At 70.3% G+C, this 25255-nt stretch carries 23 protein-coding genes; 10 read left to right on the forward strand and 13 right to left on the reverse strand.

Annotated features, from left to right (window positions below):
* Window position 1 precedes the first annotated feature (1 nt).
* The gene (locus ACPPVO_RS11160) at window positions 2-1087 is read left to right on the forward strand and encodes an S-(hydroxymethyl)mycothiol dehydrogenase (RefSeq protein ID WP_426511132.1); all 1086 of its coding nucleotides are present in this window, start codon (window positions 2-4) and stop codon (window positions 1085-1087) included.
* A 537-nt stretch (window positions 1088-1624) separates the two neighbouring features.
* Here ACPPVO_RS11160 and ACPPVO_RS11165 read toward each other — a convergent pair.
* Window positions 1625-2215 carry a TetR/AcrR family transcriptional regulator gene (locus ACPPVO_RS11165; protein ID WP_426511133.1) on the reverse strand — a complete coding sequence of 197 codons (591 nt, stop codon included), beginning with the start codon at window positions 2213-2215 and terminating at the stop codon, window positions 1625-1627.
* 54 nt (window positions 2216-2269) lie between these two features.
* Between ACPPVO_RS11165 and ACPPVO_RS11170 the strand changes: the two genes are divergently transcribed.
* Window positions 2270-2671: a nuclear transport factor 2 family protein gene (locus ACPPVO_RS11170; RefSeq protein WP_426511134.1), complete on the forward strand. Its 402-nt coding sequence runs from the start codon at window positions 2270-2272 to the stop codon at window positions 2669-2671.
* A gap of 508 nt (window positions 2672-3179) precedes the next feature.
* Here ACPPVO_RS11170 and ACPPVO_RS11175 read toward each other — a convergent pair.
* The 4 genes from ACPPVO_RS11175 to ACPPVO_RS11190 all read right to left on the reverse strand — a co-directional run bounded on the left by ACPPVO_RS11175 (window position 3180) and on the right by ACPPVO_RS11190 (window position 9930).
* The gene (locus tag ACPPVO_RS11175; protein WP_426511135.1) at window positions 3180-4424 is read right to left on the reverse strand and encodes an MFS transporter; all 1245 of its coding nucleotides are present in this window, start codon (window positions 4422-4424) and stop codon (window positions 3180-3182) included.
* A 44-nt stretch (window positions 4425-4468) separates the two neighbouring features.
* Entirely contained in the window at window positions 4469-5296 is an 828-nt protein-coding gene (locus ACPPVO_RS11180; RefSeq protein ID WP_426511136.1) for a YhjD/YihY/BrkB family envelope integrity protein, read from the reverse strand.
* A gap of 792 nt (window positions 5297-6088) precedes the next feature.
* Window positions 6089-8386 carry an anthranilate synthase family protein gene (locus ACPPVO_RS11185; protein ID WP_426511137.1) on the reverse strand — a complete coding sequence of 766 codons (2298 nt, stop codon included), beginning with the start codon at window positions 8384-8386 and terminating at the stop codon, window positions 6089-6091.
* Between the two features lie 575 nt (window positions 8387-8961).
* Window positions 8962-9930, reverse strand: coding sequence for an aldo/keto reductase (locus ACPPVO_RS11190; protein ID WP_426511138.1), 969 nt, complete (start codon window positions 9928-9930; stop codon window positions 8962-8964).
* Window positions 9931-10215: 285 nt separating this feature from the next.
* Between ACPPVO_RS11190 and ACPPVO_RS11195 the strand changes: the two genes are divergently transcribed.
* A complete protein-coding gene (locus ACPPVO_RS11195; RefSeq protein WP_360383434.1) occupies window positions 10216-10590 on the forward strand; it encodes a MerR family transcriptional regulator in 375 nt (124 codons plus the stop codon).
* Here ACPPVO_RS11195 and ACPPVO_RS11200 read toward each other — a convergent pair.
* A complete protein-coding gene (locus tag ACPPVO_RS11200) occupies window positions 10551-11393 on the reverse strand; it encodes a hypothetical protein (protein ID WP_426511139.1) in 843 nt (280 codons plus the stop codon). The two genes, ACPPVO_RS11195 and ACPPVO_RS11200, sit on opposite strands and share 40 nt — an antisense overlap.
* 43 nt (window positions 11394-11436) lie before the next feature.
* Here ACPPVO_RS11200 and ACPPVO_RS11205 point away from each other — a divergent pair, with 43 nt between their 5' ends.
* Both ACPPVO_RS11205 and ACPPVO_RS11210 read left to right on the forward strand, forming a co-directional pair.
* A complete protein-coding gene (locus tag ACPPVO_RS11205; protein WP_426511140.1) occupies window positions 11437-11832 on the forward strand; it encodes a response regulator in 396 nt (131 codons plus the stop codon).
* A 44-nt stretch (window positions 11833-11876) separates the two neighbouring features.
* Window positions 11877-12887: a YihY/virulence factor BrkB family protein gene (locus tag ACPPVO_RS11210; RefSeq protein ID WP_426511141.1), complete on the forward strand. Its 1011-nt coding sequence runs from the start codon at window positions 11877-11879 to the stop codon at window positions 12885-12887.
* Between the two features lie 87 nt (window positions 12888-12974).
* On the opposite strand, the gene ACPPVO_RS11215 is transcribed toward ACPPVO_RS11210, so the two are convergent.
* Together ACPPVO_RS11215 and ACPPVO_RS11220 are read right to left on the reverse strand one after the other, a co-directional pair.
* The gene (locus ACPPVO_RS11215) at window positions 12975-13319 is read right to left on the reverse strand and encodes an STAS domain-containing protein (RefSeq protein WP_426511142.1); all 345 of its coding nucleotides are present in this window, start codon (window positions 13317-13319) and stop codon (window positions 12975-12977) included.
* Window positions 13320-13469: 150 nt separating this feature from the next.
* Entirely contained in the window at window positions 13470-14075 is a 606-nt protein-coding gene (locus ACPPVO_RS11220) for a hypothetical protein (RefSeq protein ID WP_426511143.1), read from the reverse strand.
* A gap of 152 nt (window positions 14076-14227) precedes the next feature.
* Here ACPPVO_RS11220 and ACPPVO_RS11225 point away from each other — a divergent pair, with 152 nt between their 5' ends.
* The gene (locus ACPPVO_RS11225; RefSeq protein WP_426511144.1) at window positions 14228-14644 is read left to right on the forward strand and encodes an SSI family serine proteinase inhibitor; all 417 of its coding nucleotides are present in this window, start codon (window positions 14228-14230) and stop codon (window positions 14642-14644) included.
* Here the strand turns inward: ACPPVO_RS11225 and ACPPVO_RS11230 are convergent.
* Together ACPPVO_RS11230 and ACPPVO_RS11235 are read right to left on the reverse strand one after the other, a co-directional pair.
* Window positions 14634-15995 (reverse strand): DUF1501 domain-containing protein, encoded by a 1362-nt coding sequence (locus ACPPVO_RS11230; RefSeq protein WP_426511145.1) that lies wholly within the window; start codon window positions 15993-15995, stop codon window positions 14634-14636. The genes ACPPVO_RS11225 and ACPPVO_RS11230 overlap by 11 nt on opposite strands.
* A 5-nt stretch (window positions 15996-16000) precedes the next feature.
* Window positions 16001-17905, reverse strand: coding sequence for a DUF1800 domain-containing protein (locus ACPPVO_RS11235; protein ID WP_426511146.1), 1905 nt, complete (start codon window positions 17903-17905; stop codon window positions 16001-16003).
* 199 nt (window positions 17906-18104) lie between these two features.
* Between ACPPVO_RS11235 and ACPPVO_RS11240 the strand changes: the two genes are divergently transcribed.
* The 4 genes from ACPPVO_RS11240 (at window position 18105) to ACPPVO_RS11255 (ending at window position 21259) form a co-directional block, all read left to right on the forward strand.
* Window positions 18105-19973 (forward strand): ATP-binding protein, encoded by a 1869-nt coding sequence (locus tag ACPPVO_RS11240; protein ID WP_426511147.1) that lies wholly within the window; start codon window positions 18105-18107, stop codon window positions 19971-19973.
* On the forward strand, window positions 19970-20362 hold the full coding sequence (locus ACPPVO_RS11245) for a roadblock/LC7 domain-containing protein (protein WP_426511148.1): 393 nt from the start codon (window positions 19970-19972) through the stop codon (window positions 20360-20362). The genes ACPPVO_RS11240 and ACPPVO_RS11245 overlap by 4 nt, the downstream gene beginning before the upstream one ends.
* A 169-nt stretch (window positions 20363-20531) precedes the next feature.
* On the forward strand, window positions 20532-20732 hold the full coding sequence (locus ACPPVO_RS11250) for a hypothetical protein (protein WP_426511149.1): 201 nt from the start codon (window positions 20532-20534) through the stop codon (window positions 20730-20732).
* A complete protein-coding gene (locus ACPPVO_RS11255; protein WP_426511150.1) occupies window positions 20729-21259 on the forward strand; it encodes a hypothetical protein in 531 nt (176 codons plus the stop codon). The genes ACPPVO_RS11250 and ACPPVO_RS11255 overlap by 4 nt, the downstream gene beginning before the upstream one ends.
* A 281-nt stretch (window positions 21260-21540) precedes the next feature.
* On the opposite strand, the gene ACPPVO_RS11260 is transcribed toward ACPPVO_RS11255, so the two are convergent.
* The 3 genes from ACPPVO_RS11260 to ACPPVO_RS11270 all read right to left on the reverse strand — a co-directional run bounded on the left by ACPPVO_RS11260 (window position 21541) and on the right by ACPPVO_RS11270 (window position 25252).
* A complete protein-coding gene (locus ACPPVO_RS11260; RefSeq protein WP_426511151.1) occupies window positions 21541-23088 on the reverse strand; it encodes a sugar kinase in 1548 nt (515 codons plus the stop codon).
* Window positions 23089-23219: 131 nt separating this feature from the next.
* Window positions 23220-24113 (reverse strand): dihydrodipicolinate synthase family protein, encoded by an 894-nt coding sequence (locus ACPPVO_RS11265; protein WP_426511152.1) that lies wholly within the window; start codon window positions 24111-24113, stop codon window positions 23220-23222.
* Complete coding sequence (locus tag ACPPVO_RS11270; protein ID WP_426511153.1) at window positions 24110-25252, reverse strand: mandelate racemase/muconate lactonizing enzyme family protein; 1143 nt, start codon at window positions 25250-25252, stop codon at window positions 24110-24112. The genes ACPPVO_RS11265 and ACPPVO_RS11270 overlap by 4 nt, the downstream gene beginning before the upstream one ends.
* Window positions 25253-25255 lie beyond the last annotated feature (3 nt).

Raw genomic sequence — 25255 nt, forward strand, 5'->3', positions numbered from 1 at the left:
TATGCCAATCGAGACGCAAGGTGTCGTCGCCCTCGGCAAGGGGCGCCCCGTGAGCCTGGAAACCATCATCGTTCCCGAGCCCGGGCCGGGTGAAGCGCGTGTCGAGGTGCAGGCGTGCGGGGTCTGCCACACCGACCTGCACTACCGCGAGGGCGGGATCAGCGACGACTTCCCGTTTCTGCTCGGGCACGAGGCGGCCGGCGTCGTCGAGTCCGTCGGCCCCGGCGTGACCGACGTGGCGCCCGGCGACTTCGTGATCCTGAACTGGCGAGCGGTGTGCGGCCAGTGCCGCGCGTGCCTGCGGGGCCGGCCGTGGTACTGCTTCAACACCCACAACGCCAAACAGAAGATGACCCTGGCCGACGGCACGCCGCTCTCGCCGGCCCTGGGCATCGGCGCGTTCCTCAAGCACACGCTGGTCGCCGCCGGCCAGTGCACGAAGGTCGACCCGCAGGCCCCCGCCACCGTCGCCGGCCTGCTCGGCTGCGGCGTCATGGCCGGCATCGGCGCGGCCGTCAACACCGGCAACGTCACCCGAGGCGACTCCGTGGCCGTCTTCGGCTGCGGCGGCGTGGGCAACGCGGCCATCGCCGGAGCCCGCCTGGCCGGCGCGTCGACGATCATCGGCGTGGACGTGGACGCGCGCAAACTCGACTGGGCCACCGAGTTCGGCGCCACGCACGTGGTGAACTCCCGCGACACCGACCCGGTCGAGGCGATCCGTTCCCTGACCGGCGGCTTCGGCGCGGACGTGGTGATCGAGGCGGTGGGGCTCCCGCAGGTGTACGAGCAGGCCTTCTACGCCCGCGACCTGGCCGGCACCGTGGTACTCGTGGGCGTACCGCGCCCCGACATGCAGCTCACGCTGCCGTTCCTGGAGGTGTTCGGCCGGGGCGGCGCGCTCAAGTCCAGCTGGTACGGCGACTGCCTGCCCACGCGCGACTTCCCCATGCTCGTGGACCTGCACTTGCAGGGCCGCCTGCCGCTGGACAAGTTCGTGACGGAGACGGCCGGCCTGGGCGACGTAGAGGAGGCCTTCCACAAAATGGAACGCGGCGAGGTACTGCGGTCGGTGATCGTGCTCTAATCACAGCGTCACAGCGTCACAGCGTCACAGCGTCACAGCGCGCTGCGGCGTCCCGGCGTCACGGCGCGCTGCGGCGTCCCGGCGTCACGGCGCGCTGCGGCGTCACGGCGCGCTGCGGCGTCACGGCGCGCTGCGGCGTCCCGGCGTCACGGCGCGCTGCGGCGTCACGGCGTCACGGCGTCACGGCTTTCCAGCGTCGCGGCGTCCCGGTTTCCTGTGTCGCTGAGTCGCAGCGTCCCGGTTCGCGGTGTCGTGGCCTTCCTGCGTCCCGCGTCGCTACGTCGCTACGTCGCTACGTCCCGACTTTCCGGCGCCCGGCGTCCTTTCCAGCGTCCCGGTTCCCGGTTTCCGTGGCTTGCCGGCTCTCCGGCTCCCCGACAGCCCCGGTCTGCCGGTTCTCCGGTTCGCCGGTTCCCCAGCTCCCCGGTCTTCTGGCTCCGTTCTCCGGGCTTTCCGGTCTCCCGGCCTCCGTCTCAAGGCCCGTGGAGCGATCCACGGGCCTGTGCCATGTTCGGCGTTTCGCGCAACGCCAGTCGTCTAACTCTGCACGTTTCGCCGCACCGGGTCGGCCCCGGCGAGCAACTGGAAGCACGGACGCAGCAGCTCAATCACCGCTTGCGGATCGGCGGCTTCAAGACCGGCAATCTGCAGAAGGTACCGCTCAATCAGAATCCCGTGAGTGATCGCGCTGATCAACCCGGCGCGCAGACGAGCGTCATCACCATCCAGAGCGTCACCGGCCTGCAGGGCGTCAGCCAGTCGATCAAGGCGAGGCAGGGCAATGGCGCGAAAGTCCTCGGCAGCGTCATCGTGCGTCAACATCGAGCGCAGAACCGCCAACGACGCGACGGGCTCGTCCTCCAGCCGGCGCCCCAACCCGTCGAGCAGTTGCTCGACCACCTCCTCGGCCGACCCCGACGGCGCCTCCTCGGACGAAAATTTCGCAACCCGACCGAACAGCGCCTCTTTGGACCCGAAGTAGTGCATGACCAACCCACCGTCGACCCCGGCGGCCGCAGCGACTGCACGAATGGTCGTCCGTTCGTAGCCGAGATCAGCAAACATCCGCCCAGCAGCTTCAAGAATGCGAGCCTCGGTGTTACGCCGCTGCTCAGCCCGGCTACTCATCCGTTCATTCTACGACCGTTGACCGGCGCCGACCATTCGTTCTACGCTCGTTGAATGAAGCTGACGACACGGCAAGTAGTGGATCGAGTGCTAGAGGTAGGCCTGCGCCAGGACGTGGAGGCATTCATCGGCCTGCTGGCCGCGGACGCAACGTTCGAATGGCCATTCCGACCGGAAGGAGTCCCGCCCCGTCTGCACGGTCGCGCAGAAATCCGAGCATTCATGACCCGAGCCGCGCGACCCCCGATCACATTCGAGCAGTACCGCAACGTCGTAGTGCACGAAACGACAGACCCAGAGGTCACCATCGTCGAGTACGAGGTCCTAGGCCGAGTCACAACCACAGGCGCCCCGTTCCACCAGACGATCATCGCGGTGATCCGAGTCCACAACGGCGAAATCGCGTCGTACCGCGACTACCTCAACCCCCTGGCGCTGGCAGCCGCGCGTTCTTAGGGCTCCGTTCTTCGGAGGCTGGCGACCACGCGTTCCAGGCCCGGCCTCAGGGGGTGGTGTGCACGCGTCGTTCTTTGGACGCGGCCTCCGGCGGCCTCGGGCGCTGGCGGCCACGCGTTCGTTGGACGCGGCCTCCGGCGGCCACCCGTTCGTTGGACGCGGCCTCCGGGCGGGAGCTGCGCGTTCTGCGGGGCGCGGTCTCAGTCCGGCCAAGCGTGCTTACGTGGGAGCGGCCACACGTGCTTACGGCGCGGCGGCCACGCGTGCGTAGGGCGCTACGTCGAGGGTGGCGACCGCGCGTTCGGTGCGCGGTCTCGGTGGCGGTGACCACGCGTGCGTAGGGCGGGTGCTGCGTCGAGCGTGGCGGAGGTGCGTTCTGCGGGGCGCGGTCTCAGAGCGCAGGCCACGTGTGCGTGGGGCGCTACGTCGGGGTGTGGTGCCACGCGTCCTCGGACCACGGCGACGGGGCGTTCTTTGGACACGGCTTCGGGGTGGAGCCCGCGGGTTCTTAGGAGGCGGCCTCGGGGGCGGCGTCCGCGATCGCCGGCGCCGGGGCCGGGGCCGGGGCGTGTGTGCGGAAGGCCGGAGCCAGGATCACGATGCCCGCGACCAGGAGGGCCGGAACGACGAAGGCCCAGCGCAGGTTCAGGCTTTCCGCCACCGCGCCAATCAGACCGGCGCCGACCACGAAACCGACATAATTGAACAGGTTGACGCGCGCGATTGCGATCCCGGTGCCGGCCGGGTCCAGCCGGCCCGCGGCCGAGAACGACTGGGGCACGACCAGGGACAGGCCGAGACCCACCACCGCAAAGGCCGCGATGCTCAGGGCCGGGGTCGTGGACGCGGCGACCAGAATCAGACCCAGGCCGCCGACCACACCGCCGACCGAGACGACGGCGGTGGGGCTGAAGCGGCTCACGAGACGGTCGCCGGTGGTGCGGCCGAGGAGCATCGTCGTCTGGTACGCGGCCAGGCCGAGCGCGGCCACCGCCGTACTGGCGTGCAGAGCCTTCTCGATGAAGACCGAACTCCAGTTGGAGACGGCCGAGTCGGCGATGAACATGAGCATCATCGCGACGCCGATCAGGACGATCGGGCGCCACGGGATGGCCGCCTCCGCCGCGGCCGCCGTCGCCGCCGGGATCTCCTGGGCTTCCTCGGCCTTGCGCAGCTGTCCGGGCCCGGCCACCAGGGCCAGGATCGCGCCCACCGCGGCGACCGAGGCCAGGGACGCCCCGATCGACCAGTCCAAGCGGGCGGTACCCGATGTGACAAGCGCGCCGAGGATGGCGCCCGCGCTCCAGACGGCGTGGAACGAGTTCAGGACGGGCCGGCCATAACGGCGCTCGACGCCCACGCCCTGCATGTTCATGGTTGCATCGACCAGTCCGAGCATGAGGCCGACGAACGCAAGTGCGCAGTACAACTGCCAACGTTGCGCGGCGAAGCCCGTCACGGTGATGGCCAGCGCGACGCCCGGGCCGCCCGCGCGTAGGACCGGTGAGCTGCCGAAACGCGTGGTGAGCAGGCCCGCGACGACGCTGCCGACGCCGGCGACGACGGGGACGGCGAGGAGTACCAGCGACAGCTGGGTGTCGTCGAAGTCGAAGCGTTTCTGCAGGCTTGCAACCTGAGTGAGCAGGCCGGCGAAGCAGAAACCTTGCACGAAGTACGCACCGGCGACGGCGATCCGCGCACGGCGGTCGCGCGGGCCGGCCTCGTGGCTCGTGGTGGCCGAGAGCTGATCCACTGGCCGGCTCCTCAACGACGACGAAAACGAAGACAGAAGTGAAATTAATTCGGAAGCATTGTCGACTGCGCGGCTGAGCGCAAGAGCCCCATACGGTGCGCTTGAACGGTCGCGGCGTACCCGACGAGCGTGAGCAGATGAAAGAGGTACAACCACAAACCGACAGCAACCGTCGCGCCGACGGCGTCGAGGCCCCCGAACGGCGCGCCCAGGTCGAGCGGCAGCGTCCAGAACAGTACAAATCCGTGCGCGAATCCGGAGATGTTCGCAGCCGTGAACGAGCCGACGACCACGGTGACCGGCCAGCCGGGGCGGAGGGGCGCGATCAGGCGGTACACCAGGATGAGCACGGGGCTGAGGACCAGCCAGACGATCAGGAAGCTGAGCACCACCGCCCACAACGTCGCCCAGCCCCCGTCGTGCAGGTGACGGGCGGGGGCGCCGAGCGCAACGAGCAGAATGAGCACGAGCGCTGGCCCGCAGGCGAGCAGCGGCAGCACGAGGAGCCGCCCACGCCAGCCGACGGCCGCGCCGCCGGGCTCACCGGAGAGCGAGGCGAGCGCGCGGCGCAGACCTTCGCCGTAGAGCGTGGCCGGAATGAGCGCAACGAACGTAAACCACCAACTCATGCCGGCCCCGGCATCGAGCAACACGCCGGCGCCCGCCGCCATGCGCTCGGGCATGGCGGCGAGCACGGGTTCGGCCAGGTGCTTCACCCGCCCGACCCCAACGAGCGCGGCGGCCAGGCGCAGCACGAGCAGAGCCACCGGCACCACAGCGATCCCCGAGTAGAAGGTGACCGCAGCGGCGTGCAGATTGAGGTCGCGCCCGCGAAAAAAGCGCGCAATGAGACGGACGAAGCGGACGATCACCAAATTGAGGTACCCACCGGCGCACCGACCAGAACCGGCAACAATTTCCCCGCCCAACGGCCAAGCGCACGACCACACAGCGCGCAGCGCCCACCGCGCCGCGCATGACATGGTCTCGCCCTCCAGGAGCCGGCCGGCCGGGATGTCCGTCCAGGCGGCGACCACGGCGGCGGCCCGCTACGCCGCACGTACACGCACGACCGTGCACATCGCGGGTGGTCGTCTGTGCAGCATCGGCCATGCCCGGCCGTGCAGCAGCGGTGCTCGACTGCGCCCGACGTGCTCCCTTCACTTGTCGTGTTTCCACCGCGCCGCGCATTCGAGCACGACCGCGCAGTCTCGGTCGTGCTCGAATGTGCAGCATCTGCAGAGCATGACTGTGCAGATCCGTCGTGCACGAGTGTGCAACGTCCGTCGTGCATGACTGTGCAGATCCGTCGTGCACGAGTGTGCAACGTCCGTCGTGCATGACTGTGCAGATCCGTCGTGCACGAGTGTGCAACGTCCGTCGTGCATGACTGTGCAGATCCGTCGTGCACGAGTGTGCAACGTCCGTCGTGCATGACTGTGCAGATCCGTCGTGCACGAGTGTGCAACGTCCGTCGTGCACCACCGTGTGGGTCCGTCGTGCACGAGTGTGCAACGTCCGTCGTGCACCACCGTGTGGGTCCGTCGTGCATGACTGTGCAACGTCCGTCGTGCACGACCGTGCAGGTCCGTCGTGCACGAACGTCCCGGGTGCGCGATCGTGCTCAACTTGCGTGCGTTCGCTCGTCGTTGCGCGCGGTCAGTTCACTCCGGTGAGCTGGCCACCGGCGTGGCGAGCAGAACCGTCAGCAACTCGCGCACCAGGTCGATTCCGTTCTGACTCAGTACGGACTCGGGATGGAACTGCAGACTCGCGAAGCTCCGGCCGCGCAATGCGTGCACGTCACCGTTGGACGGGTCGCGGGCGACGTTGACCGGGCCGTACGCGGTGTCTAGCAATGGGCCGTGGTGCGTCGCCGCGAATGTCGAGTAGAAGCCGACCCGCGCCTGGCGGCCGAAGAGGTCGATTTCGCGCTGCATGCCCTGGTACGGCGAGGCCTTCCGGCGCAGCGGCAGGCCCAGCAGCCCGGCGGTGAGCTGGTGGCTCAGGCAGATCGCGAGCATCGGACGGCCGGTTTGGAGCAGTCCGGCCACGATGCCCCGCATGCGCGCGATCTTCTGGTCGTCCAGCTGTCGCGGGTCGCCCGGGCCGGGGCCGGGGATCACGAGGTCGAACTCGTCGACCGTGATTTCGGAGTCGTACCGCACGAGCGTTGTCGACAGCCCCAGGACGCGCAGCTGATGGACGAGCATGCCGGTGAATGTGTCCTCGGCGTCAACAACGAGCGCTCGCCGACCCGCGAGTGCCGGGTCCGCGCTGAGTCCGTCGCGCGCCTGCAACCAGAACGGCGCGAGCGTGGCGTTGCGCGCTACGAGTGCGGCCTGCACCTCGGGACCGGCCGCGAGGCGCGCTTCGGACACATCCGAACGCTCGTTTTCGCCTGGCGTGCGGACGTCCGTTGCATCTCCGGATCCATTGGGACGTTCGTCCTTGCTCGGTGCAGGGACATCTGCCACGCCTTCGGACACATCCCAACGCTCGTTTTCGCCTGGCGTGCGGACGTCCGTTGCGCCTCCGGATCCACGGACGTCTGTTGCACCTCCGGATCCATTGGGACGTTCGTCCTTGCTCGGTACGGGGACATCTGCCACCCCTTCGGACACATCTGCACGCTCGTTTTCGCCTGGCGTGCGGACCTCCGTTGCGCCTCCGGACCCGTCGGAATGCTCGTCCTTGCTCGGTACGGGGACATCTGCTGCGCCTTCGGACACGTTTGCGCGCTCGTCTTTGGGCTCTGTTGGCACGTTCGTGGTGGTTGGGGACGGAACCTTGCTTGTGTGGGCACCCAAGCCCAGCGCTCGTAGTACCGCTGCTGCCTTGGTGTGGGTTTCCAGGACCTCGCCGGCCGGGGTTGAGTGGCGTACCAGTGTTGCTCCGACCGGGACTCGCAGGCGGCCGGTGTTGTCGATGTCGGCGGTGCGGATCAGGATCGGGGCGTCAAGCGTCTGGCGGCCCTGCGCGTCGCGGCCGAGCAAGGCCAGGACCGCGCCGTAGTAGCCGCGGCCGCGGTGTTCGTGCCTTGCCACCACTCGGCAGGCGTTCTCGATCGGGCTGCCCACGACCGTCGGGGCGAACATCGTTTCGCGCAGGACCTCGCGCACGTCTCGTGTGGTGCGGCCGGCCAGCAGGTACTCGGTGTGGACGAGGTGGGTCATCTCCTTCAGGTACGGGCCGATTACCTGGCCGCCCAGGTCGGCCACCGTGGCCATCATCTTGAGCTCCTCGTCCAGCACCATCGACAGCTCGTCGATCTCCTTGCGGTCGGCCAGGAACTCCAGCACCGCGGGCTTGGACGGGGTACCGCGCAAGGTGCCGCTGATCGGGTTCATCATCACCAGGCCGTCGTCGACGCTGACGTGTCGCTCGGGGGTGGCGCCGACGAGCGTTCGATCACCGGTGTGCACTACGAACGTCCAATAGGCGCCGCGTTCGTGCGTCAGCAGGCGACGGAACACGGTCAGCGCGGCCGCGACCGGGCTGCCTTTCATGTCCGCCTCGAACACGCGGTGGATGACGAAGTTCGAGCCCTCGCCGCGGCCGATCTCCTCGCGCAGGACGGTGTCCACGATGGACGCGTACTCGTCGTCGCCGACGTCGAAGCCCGCGTTCGCGAATTGGATCGGGGACTCGGGCAGCAGGTTCAGCAGGTCGGCGACCGGGATCTCTTGGCGGTCGGCGATGTGCAACACGGACAGCGGCGTGCCGTCGTCCACGCAGTCGAAGCCGCGTTCGCGCACTTGGCGGAACGGAACGAGCGCCAAGCAATCGTCGGGGATGTCGGCCAGTGCGTCCACGGTCGAGATGGGACCGGTCAGCACCTCGACGTTGGCGCGGCCCTCTCTGCGCAGGAGGGCGAACGGGGCATTCACATCGAAACGGCCAGGCAGCGTGAATGGAGGTGCCGCATCCGGATGGTCGGATTGCGTGAGCGAGGTGTGCATGTTCGAGCGTTCCGGTGTGACGGAATGAGCGCTTGCGGGCGAGGGGGGCGATGAGGCGCTGGCTGGGTTCGCGGCGGGGCGGGCGAACAGCGGGTCGTGTGGCATAGCGTTCCCTTCGGGCTCGGGTGGCCGTCTCTGGAGGCGGCACCCGGGGCTTCCGGGAAAGCAAAACGGCCGCCTCATCGGGCGGCCGCGAAAGTGTCACGCGGAAGTGGGCCGCCTCGTCAGGCGGGCCACCAGCTGTTCATTCGCGCGGTCACGTGCAAGAGCGTAAGGGAGCATGTCCGTCCGCGCCAGCACTTCGGGTGGGTGTATCCGAGGATTTGGTGCTCACTTGTTGAGCCGGGAAGGTGGGGACGACCGGTGCAAGGTGCGGAGGACCCGTGCACAGGTGGGCGAGGACCGGTGTGCAGGTGGGCGAGGACGCCAGATCGGTCGGCGCTTGGCGACGCGAGCCACGCACGGAACGGGGCGTAGGTGTCGGGTGTGTGCAGCGGTGCGACGCATTCGTGCAGTCCGCGCGCAAAGCAGCAGTGCCCGCCCGGCCGGAGTGGCTCAGGCGGGCACGCTCGGTCCTACTTGTTCACAGAGCCCATCTCGGCGTACCGGGCGCCCGCCACGTCGCGGCCGATGGAAAGTTTCTCGATTGCGGCCAGGTCGTCGGCGGTCAGGGTTACGGCCAGGGCGGCCGCGTTCTGCTCCAGGTACTTGCGGCGCTTGGTTCCCGGGATCGGCACGACGTCCGGGCCCTGGGCCAGTACCCACGCCAAGGCCAGCTGGGCCGCCGTCGCGCCCTTCGCGTCGGCGAGGTGCTTGACCTCCGTCACCAGGTCCAGGTTCTTCTGGAAGTTCTCGCCCTGGAAGCGTGGGTTCGTCGCGCGGAAGTCGTCCGCGGCGAACTGGGACGGGCTGGTGATCTCGCCGCTGAGGAAGCCGCGGCCCAGGGGGCTGTACGCGACCAGGCCGATTCCCAGCTCGCGGAACAGCGGGATGATGGTGTCCTCCGGGTCGCGGCTCCACAGGGAGTACTCGTACTGGCCCGCGGCGATCGGGTGCACGGCGTGCGCGCGGCGCACGCTGTCCGCGGACGCCTCCGAGATGCCCAGGTGGAGTACCTTGCCCGCGGTCACCGCCTCCGCCAGTGCGCCCCACGTCTCCTCGACGGGCACGGTCGGGTCCACGCGGTGCTGGTAGTACAGGTCGATGTGGTCCACGCCCAGGCGCTGCAGCGACGCGTCTACAGCAGCCCGGACGTACTCCGGGCGACCGTTGATCCGCCTCGTGCCGCCCTCGCGCTGGATGCCGAACTTCGTGGCCAGGACCACCTCGTCGCGGCGGCCGGCGATGGCGCGGCCGACGAGTTGTTCGTTTGTGTACGGGCCGTACATGTCGGCGGTGTCGAGCAGGGTCACGCCCAGGTCGAGCGCGCGGTGGATGGTGGCGACGGACTCGGCGTCGTCGCCGGGGCCGTAGAACTCGCTCATCCCCATGCAGCCGAGGCCGAGTGCGGACGTGGTCAGTGCACCGAGGTTTCGCGTTTGCATGCCACAAGCGTTCCCCTTAGAGCGCGCTCGAAGTCAAATAGACCCGGGAAGAAGTCCAATGGAACCCCGGGGGGAGAAGTCCAACGGAACCCCGGGGGGAGAAGTCCAACGGAACCCGGGGGGAGAAGTCCAACGGACCCCGGGGAGGGGGAGCGGTCCAACGGACCCGGGGGAGCGGTCCAACGGATCCCGGGGAGAGATCAAGCAACCCCGGGGGAGACGCCCAGCAGACCCGGGGAGAGAAGCCAAACAGAATCAGCGAGAAGTCCAATAGACTCGGGAGACATGTTCACCATCGCCGAGGCGTCCGACCTGACCGGGTTGAGTGCGCACACCCTGCGGTACTACGAGCGCGCCGGCCTCGTCGCGCCGCCGGACCGGGGCACGAACGGGCACCGCCGGTACTCCGAGGCCGACCTCGGCATGCTCCGCATCCTCACGCGGCTCAAGGCCACCGGCATGTCGATCGCCGAGATGCGCCGCTACGCGGACCTGTGCCGGGTCGGGCCGGGCACCTTCGACGCGCGGCGCGTCCTGCTCGAGGAGCACCGCCAGCAGGTACTGGAGCGAATCGCCGCGCTGCAGGGCGACCTGGAGCACATCGAAGCCAAGATCAAGCACTACGCCGAGGGCGACACGCGCGATCTGGCCAGCCCGTAGAGGCAGACGAGCGCCGCGATCACCATCGGCGTGCCGTCGCGGATGAGGCCGTCCCAGCCCAGGAGCAGGTAGCACAGCGTGGGCTGCACCAGCAGTACAAACGCGGAAATCAGGGCCAGAAGGAGCTTGGCCCAGCCGTGCCCGAACAGGGTCACGAAACTGATGATGCCCGCCACGAGGCCGATGACCAGGCCCAGGACGAACCAGGACACCACCAGCGGCACCGCGATCTCCGGCCGCAGGCGCGGGGTGTCGAACAGCGAGCCGAGCGCGACCAGGCACGGCACGAACATGAGCGCGGAGTACGACAGGGCGGCCACACGGGCGGTCAGCACCCACGGGGGTACCACGCGCCGCGGTTTGCGCCGGGTCAGGTGCTCGTCGATGCCGGGGGAGCGGAACAGCTGCCACACCACCGCCGAGCACAGCACCGCCACGACCACGAGCCCGAGCACGACGGGCAGGCGCGGCAGGAGGGCGCCCTCCTTCGGCTGGACCAGGCGCGCCGAGGCGAACACCGTGGTCACGGCCAGGATCAGCCCGAGCGGGCGGGCGGTCAGGCGGCCGAAGCGCACCTCGCGCATGAGGAACAGGAAGCCGATCGCGCGCAGCGTCGCCCAGAACGTGCGGACGCCCAGGCCGAAGCCGGCCTCCGCGGAGTACCGCAGGTTGATCACGTCGATCGCGATCGTCGCCACGGCGGTCAGCAGGAGCAGGCGGCGCAGGCGCCGGCTTGCCGGGGTGGGCGGCGGCGGCCGCTCGAAGCGCACCAGGTCGGCGAGCGAGCGTTCTCCGCCGTTCATGGATCCGCACGCTAGCATCCGGTGCGCGGCATATCGTGATTGCATGCTCGAGCAGCTGCGCGTCCTGGTCGTCGACGACGAGCCGGATCTGTGCGAGATCGTGCGCCGGGTGCTCACCCGTGCCGGCGCCGAGGTGCTGACCGCCTCGGGGCTCGCCGGGGCCGAGCGGTGCCTGGCCGAGCACCCCAAGGGCATCGACCTGGCGATCACCGACCTGAAGCTCAACGACGGCACCGGGGTGCAGGTGGCCGCGGCCGTGCGGGCGAGCAGCCCCGATGCGCTGATCATGTACATGTCCGGGCTGCCGTACTTCGACGCCGCCGTCATCGACCTGGGCGAGGACGCGTCAGTGATCGCCAAGCCGTTCCGCGCCACCGAACTGGTCGACACCGTGCAGAGCGCACTGATCAGGGCCGGAAGGGTCGACCCGGAGCGTTAACGGGCAGCGCGGCGGGGGCATAGAGACCCTGGAGGTGGCGCCCGATGGCTGACGACGACGACACGAGCACCGATGATGCGACCGGTGCCGAGGACCCGATCGCGGGTGGCCCGAAAAGCCCCACCGATCTCAGCCGCCGCTCCTGGCTCGAGGTGCTCAAGCGCACCGTCAAGGAGTTCAACAACGACAACCTCAGCGACTGGGCAGCGGCCCTGACGTACTACGGCGTCCTCTCCATCTTCCCGGGCATTCTGGTGCTGCTGTCGGTCTCCGGGCTCCTGTTGACGGACACCACCCAGTCGGCGGTACTCGACAATGCCCAGCAGCTTTTCCCGGGCGCCATCGCCGGGCCGATGACCGACGCGATCTCGGAGCTCAAGAAGGGCTCGCACGTCGCCGGCCTCTTCGCGGCCGTCGGTCTGCTCGGCGCGGTGTGGACGGCCTCGGGGTACGTCGGGGCGTTCATGCGCGCGGCCAACGCGATCTACGACGTGCCGGAGGGTCGGCCCATCTGGAAGGTGCTGCCCATCCGCCTGGGCATCACCATCGCGGTCGGCACGCTCATCGCGTTCGCCGCGCTGAGCATCGTGTTCAGCGGCCGCTTCGCCGAGCGGGTGGGCGGCCTGGTGGGCCTGTCGAAGGAGACGGTGCAGGTCTTCAACATCGCCAAGTGGCCCGCGCTGCTGGTGGTGGTCCTGGCGATCCTGGCCATCCTGTACTGGGCCTCGCCCAACGCCCGCCACCACGGCTTCCGCTGGATCACGCCGGGCGGCGCGCTGGCCGTCGCCATCTGGCTGATCGCCTCGGCCGGGTTCGCGATCTACGTGTCGAACTTCGGGTCGTACAACAAGACCTACGGCACCCTGGGCGGGATCATCGCGTTCCTGGTGTGGCTGTGGATCTCGAACATCGCCATCCTGCTCGGCGCCGAGTTCGACGCCGAGCTGGAGCGGGAGCGCGCGATCGAGGGCGGCCTGGAGCCGCAGGAGGAGCCGTACGTCCCGCTGCGCGACGACCGGCACATCAACAAGGACCACGACATCGGCCTGAGCTGAGCGCCCGCCGGGTCAGAAGGCGATGTGGTCGCCGTCGGGCTCGGCGGGGGCGCCGAGCAGCTCGTGCTGAGCTGAGCGCCCGCCGGGTCAGAAGGCGATGTGGTCGCCGTCGGGCTCGGCGGGGGCGCCGAGCAGCTCGTGGACGCCGGCGATGCGCAGCTGGCGGTACACGAACGGGCTCGAGCGCCACACGACGACGCGCACGCCCTCGGCGCCCGCCTCGCGCTGGGCGGCGACCAGGGCGCCCACCGCCGCGGAGTCCAGGAACGTCACCAGACCCAGATCCACGCGCAGCGAGCTCGGCCGCCGATCGGTCGCGGCGGACACGATTTCCTGACGCAGCGTGGCCGCGTTGCTGTGGTCGATCTCGCCCCGGACGGAGAGTACTGTCGATCCGTCCATCATCACGTTGGCGGTCACCGACATGCTCATGGCCCACCCCAGGTTGTCACGCGAACAGCATAAAAGCAGTTCCCGCGGTACGCAGCGGGCGGCGTGCCAGAGTTCACCGGTGGGGGCGTCGCCAGGTGGCGGCCGGCGGCATCGCAGTGCGTAACTGTGCACAGAGCGTGCGCGCGAGGGTCAGTACTTCGGCTTCGGGGGCTCGCCGGGGATGTGGTCGGGGCAGTGCAGGCGAAGCTCGCGGTACCCGAACGGGGCATCGACGAACCAGCAGTGGTGCGGGGTCGGGGTGCCGGGATGGCGGTACCCGTCGAAGAACCGGCACGACAGGCACATCCGCGTGACCGGGATGCTGCCCTGCTGCTGCATCAGGCCGATCCGCGCGGTGACCATGCGCAGGAGGCGGGCCTGCTGGTTGTCGGTCAGCCCCTCGACCTCCGACAGCAGCTGGTCGGCCCAGTTCGCGGGGGCGGGCGTGGTGGCCAGGCCGCGGTCGGTCGCGGCCACGCGCATGTCGCGGGCCGCGTAGGACGGCGCGGGGCGCATCTCGACCAGGTCGTCGGCGATCAGGGGCGAGAGCAGGGCCATGGTCGCGGCGACCGTCGAGCCGAGGTCGCCGGCGAGGTCGGACAGCCGGTATTCGCGGTCGCGGCGGCCCAGCAGCAGCATGATCTGGCGGTGGGCGGGGGGCAGGCCGTGGGCCGGCTCCGGGCCGTCGACGGGGGCCATCACGGCCACCCGGACCAAGCCGGCGACGAGCTTCTGGGCCTGTGCTTCCATCGGCACGGGGCATACCTCCAACACCCAGCACCCTAGCCCCGCACGTCGATCATTTGGGTGCAGTGCGCGAAAATGTCGTACCGATGAATCCCCGTTTTTCGGTAGTTTAGGACAAAACGGCGTAGGCTCTGGGCACTCAGGTGCAATGGGGGTCACGAATGGGTGTAGCACGGGTGGTCGCGTCGGCGGCGGTACTGCTGACGGCGTTCGGTGCGGCCGAGGCGGGGACGCCGGGCGCGGCGTTCGCGGCCGGGTCGACGGGCGCGCGGACGATCCGGCTGGTGCTCACGGTGGCCAAGGGCGAGTCGTCCCAGCCCGCGCAGCGCCGCGCGTCGCTGACCTGCCAGCCCGCCGGGGGCAGCCACCGGCAGGCGCGCACCGCGTGCGGGCAGCTGGCCAAGGTCGGCGGGCGGGTCGACAAGCTCCAGGTCGACGGCGGGGCTTGCACCATGCAGTGGGACCCCGTGACCGTGACCGCGAACGGCACGTGGAAGGGGCGCAAGGTCGCCTACCGCCACACCTTCGGCAACGCGTGCACGCTCGGCACGGCGACGGGCGCGGTCTTCAGCCTTTGAACACGCCCAGCTGCTTGAAGTCGTGGTTGGGGAAGATCGCCGCGGAGTCGCTGACCCCGAAGCGCTTCTTGAGCATCTCGGCGAGGATGTCGCGGTAGTCGTTGGCGCCGGCCACGTCGCCCTGGTCGAGGGCGGCCGGGGCCAGCCCGGGCCAGTTGCCGTGCACCTTGCCGCCGTTGAGCCCGCCGCCGAAGAGCAGCATCGCGTTGCCGTGGCCGTGGTCGACGCCCGAGTTGCCGTTCTCCTGCACGCGCCGGCCGAACTCGCTCATCGTGACGATCGTCGTGTTCTCCAGCTGCGGCCCGATGTCCGTGCAGAACGCGCCGATCGCGTCGGACATGTTGGTCAGCGAGTTCTTCATGTCGCCGCCGTCGACCCGGCCGAGGTTGGTGTGCATGTCCCAGCCACCGACGTCGAGCGCGGCGATGCGCAGCCCCACGTTGGCCTTGAGCAGCTGGGCGATGTCGCGCAGCCGGTCGGCCAGGCCGCCGCCGGGGTACTGCACGCCCTCGGCCGGCCGGTACTGCGTGGTCGCGAGCTTCTGCGCGGTCGTGATGGCCTGCAGCGTCGAGCCGGCGGTGCCCGCGAGCGGGTGGTCCAGCCCGGTGTACAGCGTCTTCAGCGCATCCATCGTCTGGGTGCGCATGTTGTCGTTGTCGATGCGGAAGTCGCGCATGCCGTTGAGCACGATCGCCTGCTCGCCGCCGACGAGCGAACGGGGCAGCGCCGAGCCCTGCGCGATCGCGCGGAACGTGGTGCCCGGCCCCATCTGGGCGAGCACCCGGTCGAGCCAGCCGGTGCGTACCGCGACCGAGGCCGCGCCGCGCTCGAGCGCGTCCTGGGCCTGGAAGTGGCTGCGGCTGGCGTCGGGTGAGGCCACGGCGTGCACGGCGGCCATCTTGCCGGCGTCCCACAGCGGGTACAGGCCGGTCATCGCCGGGTTGAGGCCGAAGCCGCGCCCGGCCGCCTTCATCGCCGCCATCGGCACCGCGATGTTCGGCCGCATCTGCTTGTAGTTGGCGTCGTCGCCGGGCGCCACGACCGACAGCCCGTCCATCCCGCCGCGCAGGAAGATGACGATGAGCGTGTTCTTGTTGTCCTCCGGCGCGGCGAACGAGACCCGGCTGGTCACCAGCTGGGTGCCGAGCGCGGCCACGCCGACGAAGCCGGCGCCCTGCACGAGCCGGCGGCGGGTGAAGCCGCGGCTCCACTGCTCGCGCTCGGCGGCGAGCTCGTCGGTGACCTTCTCCGCGTGCACGCGGATGGCCGCCTCGCACAGGTTGGGGCCGTGGCGGTGCAGCTCCTCGAGGCTCTGGGGGCGCCGCTCGCCCTCGGGAAAGTCGTTGCTCATGGGCCTCACCGCAGCGCGTGGTAGACGGAGTCGAGGATCAGCGGCGCGAGCAGGGGCAGCTTGCCGCCGAGGTTGTTGTCGGTGATGCGGGTGTCGGCCTTGGACGCGAGGAACTTGATGAGCGCGTCCTTCTCGGCCGGCTGCATCGGCTGGAAGACCAGGCGGTTGGCCAGTACGTCGAGGTAGGTGCCGAGCGTCGCCGCGGGCTGCGAGACCAGGCTGTCGGCCTTCGGGTTGTTCAGGCCCTTCCACTGCTGCTGCAGGAACGCCCGGTGCGCGTTCCACGTCTCCAGCATGCCCGCGGCCGAGCTCCACGCCGTGGCCACGTCGGGGTAGCCGTCCGGCGGCCCCCAGCCCAGCGGCGGCTGCCCCAGCTTGTTCGTGAAGTTGTAGAGATCGTCGAGCGCCTTGGCGGTGTCGGCGCCCGGAGTGGTACCGACGACACGTCCGGTGGCGATGAAGTTCTCGAGCGGGCGGCGCGTCTTCAGGCCGGTCGCGATCCAGAACTCCAGCGACCGGAACAGCACCTTCAGCACCGGCACGATGGCCGAGCCGCTCTCCTGGTACGTCTTCGCGAGCCGGTCCACCAGCCCCTGCGGCGGGGTGTCGCACACGAAGCGCACGCAGAGCTTGCGCGCGACGTAGCGGGCGGTCGAGGGGTGGGTGGCCAGGTACAGCAGGTAGGCGTCGCCGACCGCCAGACCGTCCTTGGCCGACTTGTTGGCGTGCTGGAACCCCAGCACCTTCACCGCGCCGGTCCAGTGCTTGTTCTGCTCGTACTTGAACAGGCCGTCGCGCGTCGCGGTGCGCCCGGTCATGAGGTACGCCGAGTTGCGCACGTCCTTCTCGTTGTACCCGCCGTCGATGCCGACGGTGTGCAGCTCCAGCAGCTCGCGGCCGTAGTTCTCGTTGACGTTGCGCCGGTCCGAGGAGGTGTTGTCGAGGTACCGCATCATCGCCGGGTCGCGGGCCGAGGCGATGAGCATGTCGGAGAACTTGCCCAGCGCGTGCTTGCGGATCACCCCGGTGTCGTACGGGCCGCGCACGTCCCAGCCGCCGTCGAACGGGCTCGTGACGTTGAGGTGGTTGTTCCAGAAGTCGACCATCACCTCGAGCAGTTGCCGGCTGCTCCACATCTGCCGCGCGATGACGGCCTTGGTGAGGTCCATCTGGGCCTTGTTGTCGCCGTCCTTGACCGTCGTGCGGATCTCCGCCGTGGTCATGGTGGCGGTCGGTACGGCCTGGAGCGCGGCGTCCGCGACCGGGTCGGCGATCTTGTCCGGCTCCAGCTGCTGGTCGATCCAGGCGTCGATGCCGAGCTGCTTGACCAGGGCCACGTCGGCCGGCGTCGGGCCGAACGTGGCGCGGCGGAGCAGGTGCAGCACCGGGTCGCGGTTCAGCGGCGTCGGGAAGCGCGGGGTGGCCCGCATCGCGGCGACGGCGGCGGCCGACGGCGTGTCCGCGGTGCCCGCCGCGCCGAGGTCGTTGAGGTCGCCCTGGCCGCTGGTGTAGCTCGCGTCGCGGTTGGAGAACGAGCCGGCGTCGCGCGGCGACACGTTGCCGCCCCCGCTGCCGGTCTTGACGAAGTCGTCGGGGCCGGCGGAGGGCGGGCCGAACACGGCCGCGGCGCCGGTGCCGAGCGCGCCCAGGGCGACGGCGCCGCCGCCGAGGGCCATGAGGGCCTGGCGGCGGTTGCGGGTCAGCTCGTGCAGGGCGGGGCGGCCGGTGCGCATCCAAGCGGGCGCGGGCCCGCCGGCCCGCTTTTTCGGCGCGTCGGCCGCCGGCTCGCCCGGGCGCCGCTGCAGGATGCGCGGCACCGGGAACTCGCCGGTGAAGTCGGAGAAGAATGCGCCCTTGACCTTCTTGGGCGCGTCGCCCGGCTCGTCGTCCGGGAAGAGCCGTTCTGGCACGCTAGCGAATCTAGTGAGCCTTCGATCAGCCCTCAAGCGGCAGGGCGCGAGGCCGCCTCAACTTTGCCTTTCTTCTTGCTTAAGTGCCCCGCCTTCCTCGTGAATGAGGGCAAACCCGGCGTTCACTCAAAGTCATCTCTTCCGTACCGAACGCTAAGGGTGGTACGCATAAGTAACCGGACTATGGCAGGGGGTAGCGGTGCTGGTCGATGCTGCTCCCGCCGGGCGCCCTTCGGGGCCGCGCCTGGCGACGGTACTGCTCCTGCCCCTGCTGGGCCTGCTCGCGCTCGCGGGCGTGGCCGCGTACCTCTACACGGGCCCGAGCGGGCGCATGGACGACCCGCGCGCCGCCGTCACCGCCGGGACGGCCGCCGACCGGGCCGCGACCGAGCTGTCCCGCGAGCGCCTCGCCGCGCTGAACCTGCTGGTCACCGGCTCCGACCAGGCGCGCGCGGCGTACACCGCCCAGACCGGGGCCACCGACGCGGTCCTGCCGCGACCGCCGGAGGGGCTGGCCGACCTGCGCAGCCGGGTGTCCGCGGCGGCCCAGGAGGTCGCGGCGGGCGGTTTTCTCATGCAGTACACCCAAATGATCAGCGAATTCGTCGAGCTGCGGCAGGATCTGCCGCGCCGCGCCGCCCCCTCGCCGGTGAACGCCGTCCTGCGCGCGTCGGGCTGGCTCGCCGTCGCCCGCGAGCAGCTCGCGCAGATCCAGCTGCTCGAGCGGCGCAGCGCCGACACGCCGGCCTGGCACGAGAACCTCGCCGCGCACGAGGCCGCCCACCTCGACGCCCTGCGCCGCTTCGGCGAGACCGCGCCCGCGGCCTGGCGCGACCGGCTCGCCCAGGTGCCCAACGGCCTGGCCGGCGACCCGCAGCCGGCCCTGGAGTCCCTCACCGGCCTCGTCGGCTTCGCGGGCACCGACGAGGCCCGCGTCGCCGCCGCCACCCGCGGCGAGCAGCGCCGCACCCTGATCGCCGGGCTGGCCGCGGTGCTGGCCGTCGCGGCCGCCTCGATCGCGCTGGCGCTGCGTTTCGCGTACGTCACCCGGCGTGGTCACGTCGCCCGGCGCCCCCGCACGGCGCCGCCGATCGATCCCGAAGAGTTCCAGGTGGTACGCCAGGAAGCCGCCCGCGCCGTGGCCGAACAGGCCGCCTTGCGCGCCGGCACCTCCGCCGCGGTCATCGGCCTGGCCCGGCGCAGCCAGCACCTCGCCGACGAGCTCGTCCACCACCTCGACGCGGCCGAGCGCGACGAGGCCGACCCGGACCGCCTGGCCCAGCTCTTCGCCCTCGACCACCTGGCCACGCGCATCCGCCACGACAACCAGAGCCTGCTCGTGCTGGCCGGCGGCGACACGGGCGTGGGCCGCCGCGACCCCGTGACCCTGCTGGACCTCCTCCGTGCCGCCCAGTCGCGGATCGAGGACTACCCGCGCATCGAGTACTCGATGATCGCCCCCGACGCGCACGTGGCCCCCGACGCCGTGGACGACGTGGTACACCTGCTCACGGAGCTCTTCGACAACGCGACCCGCTACGGCCCGCCCGACCGCCCGGTGCTCGTCGAGGCCCGCCGCGATGAGGGTGGCGCCGTCGTGGAGGTCGCCGACCGCGGCCCCGGCCTCGACCCGCAGCGCCTCGCCGAGCTCAACGCCCGCCTCGCCGACCCGCCCCCGCTCGACGCCGCCGAGGCCCACCACATCGGCCTGGCGGTCGTCGCCCGCCTGGCCGCCCGGCACGGCCTGACCGTCACGCTGCGCCCGCCCCCGTCGGGCCGCGGCCTGCGCGCCGTCGTGCACCTCCCGGCCGGCCTAGTCCTGGACGCGCCCGCGCCGGCGCTCGACCCGCCCGTGGCGCGCCGCCTGCCGCCCCGCCCGTTCGAGCGCGGCCAGGCCCTGCCCGGCGGCGAGCCGGTCGACGTACCGCACCCGCGCTCGACCCTCGTCCCCGTCGTGCCGGGTCTCGTGCAGACGCCGGACGGTCCTACGGTGGACCTCGAACCCGACGCCGCCCGCGACCTCATGTCCGGCTACCAGCACGCGACGGAAGGACGATCCTCGGCATGACACCGACCACGGGGCTGGACTGGCTGCTGAGCGGCTTCACACAGCGTGTCACCGGGGTGCGCCACACCGTCGCCGTGTCGGGCGACGGCCTTCTCGTGGCGTCGTCGAGCGAGCTGCCGCCGGAGCGTGCCGACCAGTTGGCGGCGATGGTCGCGGGGATCGTTTCGCTGGCCCAGGGTCTCTCGGCTACGACCGAGGCCGGGCCGGTGGTGCGCACTATCGTCGAGATGGGGCGCAGCCTGTTGTTCGTGATGGCCCTCGGGGAGGGCGACACGCTGGCGAGCCTGGCGGCGATGGTGCAGCCGGGGTGTGATGTGGGGCAGGTTGCGTTTGAGATGTCTGGGCTGGTCGAGCAGGTTGGGGCGGCGCTGACGCCTTCGTCGCGCTGAGTTTGCCCGGCGCTGCCGTGTGGGACCTTCGCCGAGCTGGCCTCGTCGCCGAGCTGGCCTCGTCGCCGAGCCGGCCTCGGCGCCGAGGCGGACCCCGGCGGCGGCGACGTCGGCGAGCACCGTCTCGAGCCGCCGGCCGAGCTGCTCACTGCGCGCCACCTGCTCGGCGGTGTTGGCCGCGGCGCTCTCCTCGCGCTGGTTCGCATTGTCGGCCGCCGCGCGCAGCTGCTCCTGGTTGTCGGTCGCGAGCCGCTCGCGCTCGATGTCGGCCTCGGTCTCGGCGGCGGCCGCAAAGCGCCAGTACGTCAGTTGCGTCGCGCACATCGCGACCACGAACACGATGTGCAGCAACGAAAACCAGACCGGGTGAGCCAGGGCCTGCGGCGTCTCGGGCATCGTCATGCCGATCACGAGGTGATGGACGCCGACGATCAGGATGCCCAGAAAGAGCGGAAGCCAGTCCTGGTACAGGCTGATCAGCCCCAACACCACAAAGAAGTGAAAGTGCAGGTCGGTGAGCCCGTTCCCGGCGTGCACGAGCGCCATGGCCGCCAGCAGCAACCCGATCGACACGGCCCCGGAGCCACCCCGCCGCGTCCGCGCAATACCGGCAACCAACGCACACAAAACAGCACCCGCAATGAAACACCAGACCAGCCAAGCCGCACCGTGCGCATGTTTCCCCACGACCGCATGTCCGTTTACGACCGCGAGCACCACGAGCACAGGCGCGTGCAGCCAAAGCACCACGGTCAGCGCCCGGTGCCGGGACCGGAACGCCGCGTCGCTGAGCCTGACCTTCGGCATGAGCCAGGAGATCGCTCCGGGCATGGTGTGGGCTCCCTACGTACTGGTGGGGTCTGTCCCCTTCATCGGCACGTCGGCGGCCATCTGTAGGCGGGCGGTCGCGGGCAGTGCCGTTGTGTGGTCGGCGTCGGGAGGCCCGGCGGCGTGCGCGGGTTGGCGGTCTCGGACGGTGCCGTTGTCTGGTTGGCGTCGGGAGCTCGCCGGTCGGCGCGCGTGGGTGGGCGGTCGCGGGCAGTGCGTTGACTCATTCGCGTCGGGAGGCCCGCCGGCGTGCGTGGTGGGCGGCGGCGGGCGGTGCCGTTGTCTGGTCGGGGCGTTGTGAAGCCCGCCGGCGGGCATCGTTGGTGGACAGCATCGAGCAGCAGCGCCGCCTAATCGGAGCCCGGATGCGCATCGGCGGCCGTCTGGAGGTGGGCGGCTTCAAACAGAGCAGCCGCCTCATCGGCATCGGGAAGCCCATCGGTATCGCCAGGAGCCGCGACCACACCCGCGGCGAATCGGGTTCCCAGCCAGGCGGCCCCGCGCGGCGCGATCCCGCGCAGCCGCGCCGCCAGGTACGCGCCCGCGAAAGCATCCCCCGCCCCGACAGGATCGACCACGTGGACGGCGGCGCTCGGCAGATGCTCAGGCCCGTCGGCACCGGCGTACCAGCATCCATCCGCCCCGGCCTTGAGCACCACTTCACCGACCCCCAGCGCCGCCGCCCGCCGGAACACCTCGCCCGGCTCTTCGGTTCCGAGCAACGGCCCGGCCTCGTCGATGCCGAGCAACAGAAACGATGTCACTGGCAGCAGCTCTCGCAACAGGTCCGTCACCGGCGCCAGTCCGGGCCGCAGATTCGGATCCAAGGCCAGCAGTACCTCTTGCGCCTGCCCCGCCTTCGTCAACACCCGCCGCTCCGCGTCGTCCGGAGTGTGCGTCACGTGCACTGCCGGGTGCTCGAATTCGTCGTCCTGAGTGTGCGCCGTGTGCAGTGCTGTGTGCTTAGTCGTGGTGTCTTGGGTGCGCGTCGCGTGTGGTGCTTGTTGTTCGGGTGCGTCGATCCGAGTGTGCGTCGTGTGCAGTGCTGAGCTCGCGGGTGCGTCGATCCGTGTGTTCGTCGTGTGCAGTGGTGGGTGTTCGGATTTGTCGTCGTGAGTGTCCGTGGCGTGCAGTTGGGTGTGTCGGGTTGCGTCGGGGTTTGTCCGCAACTCCGCCACCAGGCGCCCCAGGCGGGTTAACGCGCGTCGCGGGCCGTCGCCCAGGGCGGCGGTCAGACCCGATACCGCCACCACCGTTGGGCCGGACGCCAGAGCTCGGAGGACGTCGGATTCGTCCAGGGCTGAGGCGGCCGAGCCGGCGCGGTAGTAGTACACGCGGCGGGCTCCGTCTTCGCGCACTTCCTTGGCGAACACGCCGGTCGGGCGCGTCGGATCTACGGCTACGAGATCCGTTTCCACCCCCAGGCCGGCGGCTGCCGCCAGCACGCGTTCGCCGAATGGATCGGACCCGACCCGGCTGCAGAATGCGGCGCGCACGCCTGCCCGGCGTACCGCGGCGAGGAGGTTCAGCTCCGCCCCGGCGACGTGCACGGATGTAGTCGCACAAGCCGATAGTGACTCCCCGGAGGCGGGCTGGAAGAGGACCATCGCCTCGCCTAGCCCGACCACCAGCGGACCGGTCGTTGAGGAACCGGCCGCAGGCGAACCGGCCACATGACCATCAGCCGCGGAGGAACCGACGGCATCGGAATCGGCCGCGTCGGGACCAGCCGCGCCGGAATCAGCCGTGTCGGGGCTGCTCGCGTCAGGACCTGTCGCGTCAGGGCCAGTCGCATCGGAATCAGCGGCGTTGGAATCGGCCGCGTCGAGACGGCTCGTATTGGGGCCGGCCGCGTCAGGACCAGTCGCATCCGAATCGGCCACATTGGAATCGGCCACGTCGAGACCGCTCGCGTCGAGACCGGCCGCACGAGGATCGGCCGCACGAGGATCGGCCGCACGAGGATCGGCCGCACGAGGATCGGCCGCGGGGGAATCGCCCCCGTGCGGGGATGCTGCGAATGGTCGTGTCACAGGCCCAAGTCCGTCAGGATTTCGTCCAGCGCCTTCAACGTTCCCTCGTCCGCGTCCGTCGCTGGTGCGCGGACCGTTGTGGACTCGATTACGCCGCGGTGGTGCAGGACGTGTTTGTGGATGGACCAGGCTATGCCCGGCTGCAGGCCGAAGCGGATCAGTGGCAGTAGGCGATTGAACGCGGCGCGTGCGGTTTTGTGTTCGCCTGATGCGTGTGCGGACAGTACCGGAGCCAGCAGGTCCGGGAACTCGCTCGCGGGCATGGTGCCTACCGCGCCGCGCGCGTACTCGTCCAAAACGAACAGTGCGTTCTGTCCACCCAGTACGAGGAATTCGTCGGGGGTGGCGGCCACGACTGCGCCCAGTTTCGGGACGGTCGGCTGGGTCTCGATCTTCGCGGAGGTTACGCCGTCCAGTTTGGAGAGTTCGGCGATCAGCGGTACCGGCAGGTTCACCCCGGTGGAGGCGGGCGCGTCCTGGATCATGACGGGTAGGCCACCCTCGGTAGCGACGGTGCCGTAGAAGTCCACGATCTGTGCGGGGGAGGGCTTCACCATGAACGGCGGGATCACCATGCCGACCGTGGCCCCGGCGTCGGCGGCGGCGCGGGACTGGGCGATCGCGTCGGCGGTGCCGGTCGCGGAGATGCCGGCGACGATTGGGGCTTCGGGGGGGAGCTCAGCGAGTACCGTTGCCAGAATTTGCTTTCGCTCTTCGGCGGTCAGCGCGAAGCCCTCGCTGGCGAAACCGAACACCGCCACGCCGTCGGCGCCGGAGTGCGCATTGAACGCGACCAGGCGGCGCAGGCTGTCCAGGTCGAGCGCCCCACCGGGCTGGAAGGGCGTGGCCAGCACCGGAATGAGGCCACGAACATCGGACGAGCGGGTCACTGATCCTCCACGAGCGCGGTGATGTCGACGTCGACGCCCAGGCCGGGCGCCGTCGGCAGGGGGAACGAGCCGGGGCCGCCGGCCAGCGGGGCGGTCAGGATTCGGTTGGCGACGGGGAACGGGCCGGGCTGGAACTCGAAGGCCGGCATGGCTTCGATCGCCGCCGCTACGTGCAAACCCGCCGCCAGTACCACGCCGAGCCCGACCGAATGATGCGGCGCAACCGGGACATGGAAAGCGGCCGCGACCTCCGCGATCGCCATCGCCTCGGTGATGCCGGTGCGGCCGATGTCGGGTTGTGCAAGGTCGAGTGCGCGAGTCTGCAACCACTGCCGGAACTCGTACCGGTGCCGCATCGCCTCGCCGACCGCGACCGGCGTGATCAGCGCCGCCGCGAGCTCTCGGTGTGCCTCCAGGTCCTCCGGGGACAGCGGCGCCTCCAGGAACCACGCACCGCGCTCATCAAGTGCACGGCCGAGTCGCAGCGCGTCACTGAGGTCGTACGCCCAGTGCGCGTCGACGGCCACCCGCATCCCCGTCGCCGCCACGGCGTCATAGGTGGCCAGGTCCCGCTCCACGCCGTGCCCGAGATGGAGCTTCACATGAGTTGCACCCTGTGCAAGCCAGTTGCGGGCCAGCTCGGCGCGGGCGGCGTCGTCCGGGACTGGAAGGCCCGACACGTACGTCGGGACGGGGTCTCGGAAGGCGCCGCCGAGCAGGGCGTACACCGGTAGGCCGGCCGCCTTTCCGGCCAGGTCCCAGAGCGCGATGTCCACAGCGGCGAGGGCGTCGGCCTGGTGTCCGCCGAGGTGTCCGCGCTCGCGCATGAGGCCGGACAGTCGCGACCACAGGGGCCGGACGGGCCGGGGGTCGGCGCCGAGCAGTACCGGCGCGAGCAGGCGGTCGACGATCGCCTGGGCCACCTCGGGCCCGACCGGGGCCAGGCACTCGCCCCACCCGACCGTGCCGTCGTCGCAGGTCAAGCGCACGATCATGGTCTCGTAGCGGTCGGAGTAGAGGCTGCGCCAGGGCGGGCGCTGGTAGTACGGCCGGTCGGAGGCCTCGCGGGTCGCCGCGCCGAGGTACACGTCCTCGCCGCGCAGCTTCACGGCCCACGTGGCCACATCAACGATCTTCACAAG

Source organism: Dactylosporangium sp. McL0621 (assembly GCF_049995355.1).
Classification (GTDB): domain Bacteria; phylum Actinomycetota; class Actinomycetes; order Mycobacteriales; family Micromonosporaceae; genus Dactylosporangium.

Coding starts and splice junctions, on each gene's coding strand:
- ACPPVO_RS11205 (WP_426511140.1), top strand. CDS start 11,437: ATGCTCGAGCAGCTGCGCGTCCTGGTCGTCGACGACGAGCCGGATCTG.
- ACPPVO_RS11185 (WP_426511137.1), bottom strand. CDS start 8,386: ATGCACACCTCGCTCACGCAATCCGACCATCCGGATGCGGCACCTCCA.
- ACPPVO_RS11195 (WP_360383434.1), top strand. CDS start 10,216: ATGTTCACCATCGCCGAGGCGTCCGACCTGACCGGGTTGAGTGCGCAC.
- ACPPVO_RS11160 (WP_426511132.1), top strand. CDS start 2: ATGCCAATCGAGACGCAAGGTGTCGTCGCCCTCGGCAAGGGGCGCCCC.
- ACPPVO_RS11215 (WP_426511142.1), bottom strand. CDS start 13,319: ATGAGCATGTCGGTGACCGCCAACGTGATGATGGACGGATCGACAGTA.
- ACPPVO_RS11230 (WP_426511145.1), bottom strand. CDS start 15,995: ATGAGCAACGACTTTCCCGAGGGCGAGCGGCGCCCCCAGAGCCTCGAG.
- ACPPVO_RS11170 (WP_426511134.1), top strand. CDS start 2,270: ATGAAGCTGACGACACGGCAAGTAGTGGATCGAGTGCTAGAGGTAGGC.
- ACPPVO_RS11210 (WP_426511141.1), top strand. CDS start 11,877: ATGGCTGACGACGACGACACGAGCACCGATGATGCGACCGGTGCCGAG.
- ACPPVO_RS11245 (WP_426511148.1), top strand. CDS start 19,970: ATGACACCGACCACGGGGCTGGACTGGCTGCTGAGCGGCTTCACACAG.
- ACPPVO_RS11190 (WP_426511138.1), bottom strand. CDS start 9,930: ATGCAAACGCGAAACCTCGGTGCACTGACCACGTCCGCACTCGGCCTC.
- ACPPVO_RS11165 (WP_426511133.1), bottom strand. CDS start 2,215: ATGAGTAGCCGGGCTGAGCAGCGGCGTAACACCGAGGCTCGCATTCTT.
- ACPPVO_RS11225 (WP_426511144.1), top strand. CDS start 14,228: ATGGGTGTAGCACGGGTGGTCGCGTCGGCGGCGGTACTGCTGACGGCG.
- ACPPVO_RS11200 (WP_426511139.1), bottom strand. CDS start 11,393: ATGAACGGCGGAGAACGCTCGCTCGCCGACCTGGTGCGCTTCGAGCGG.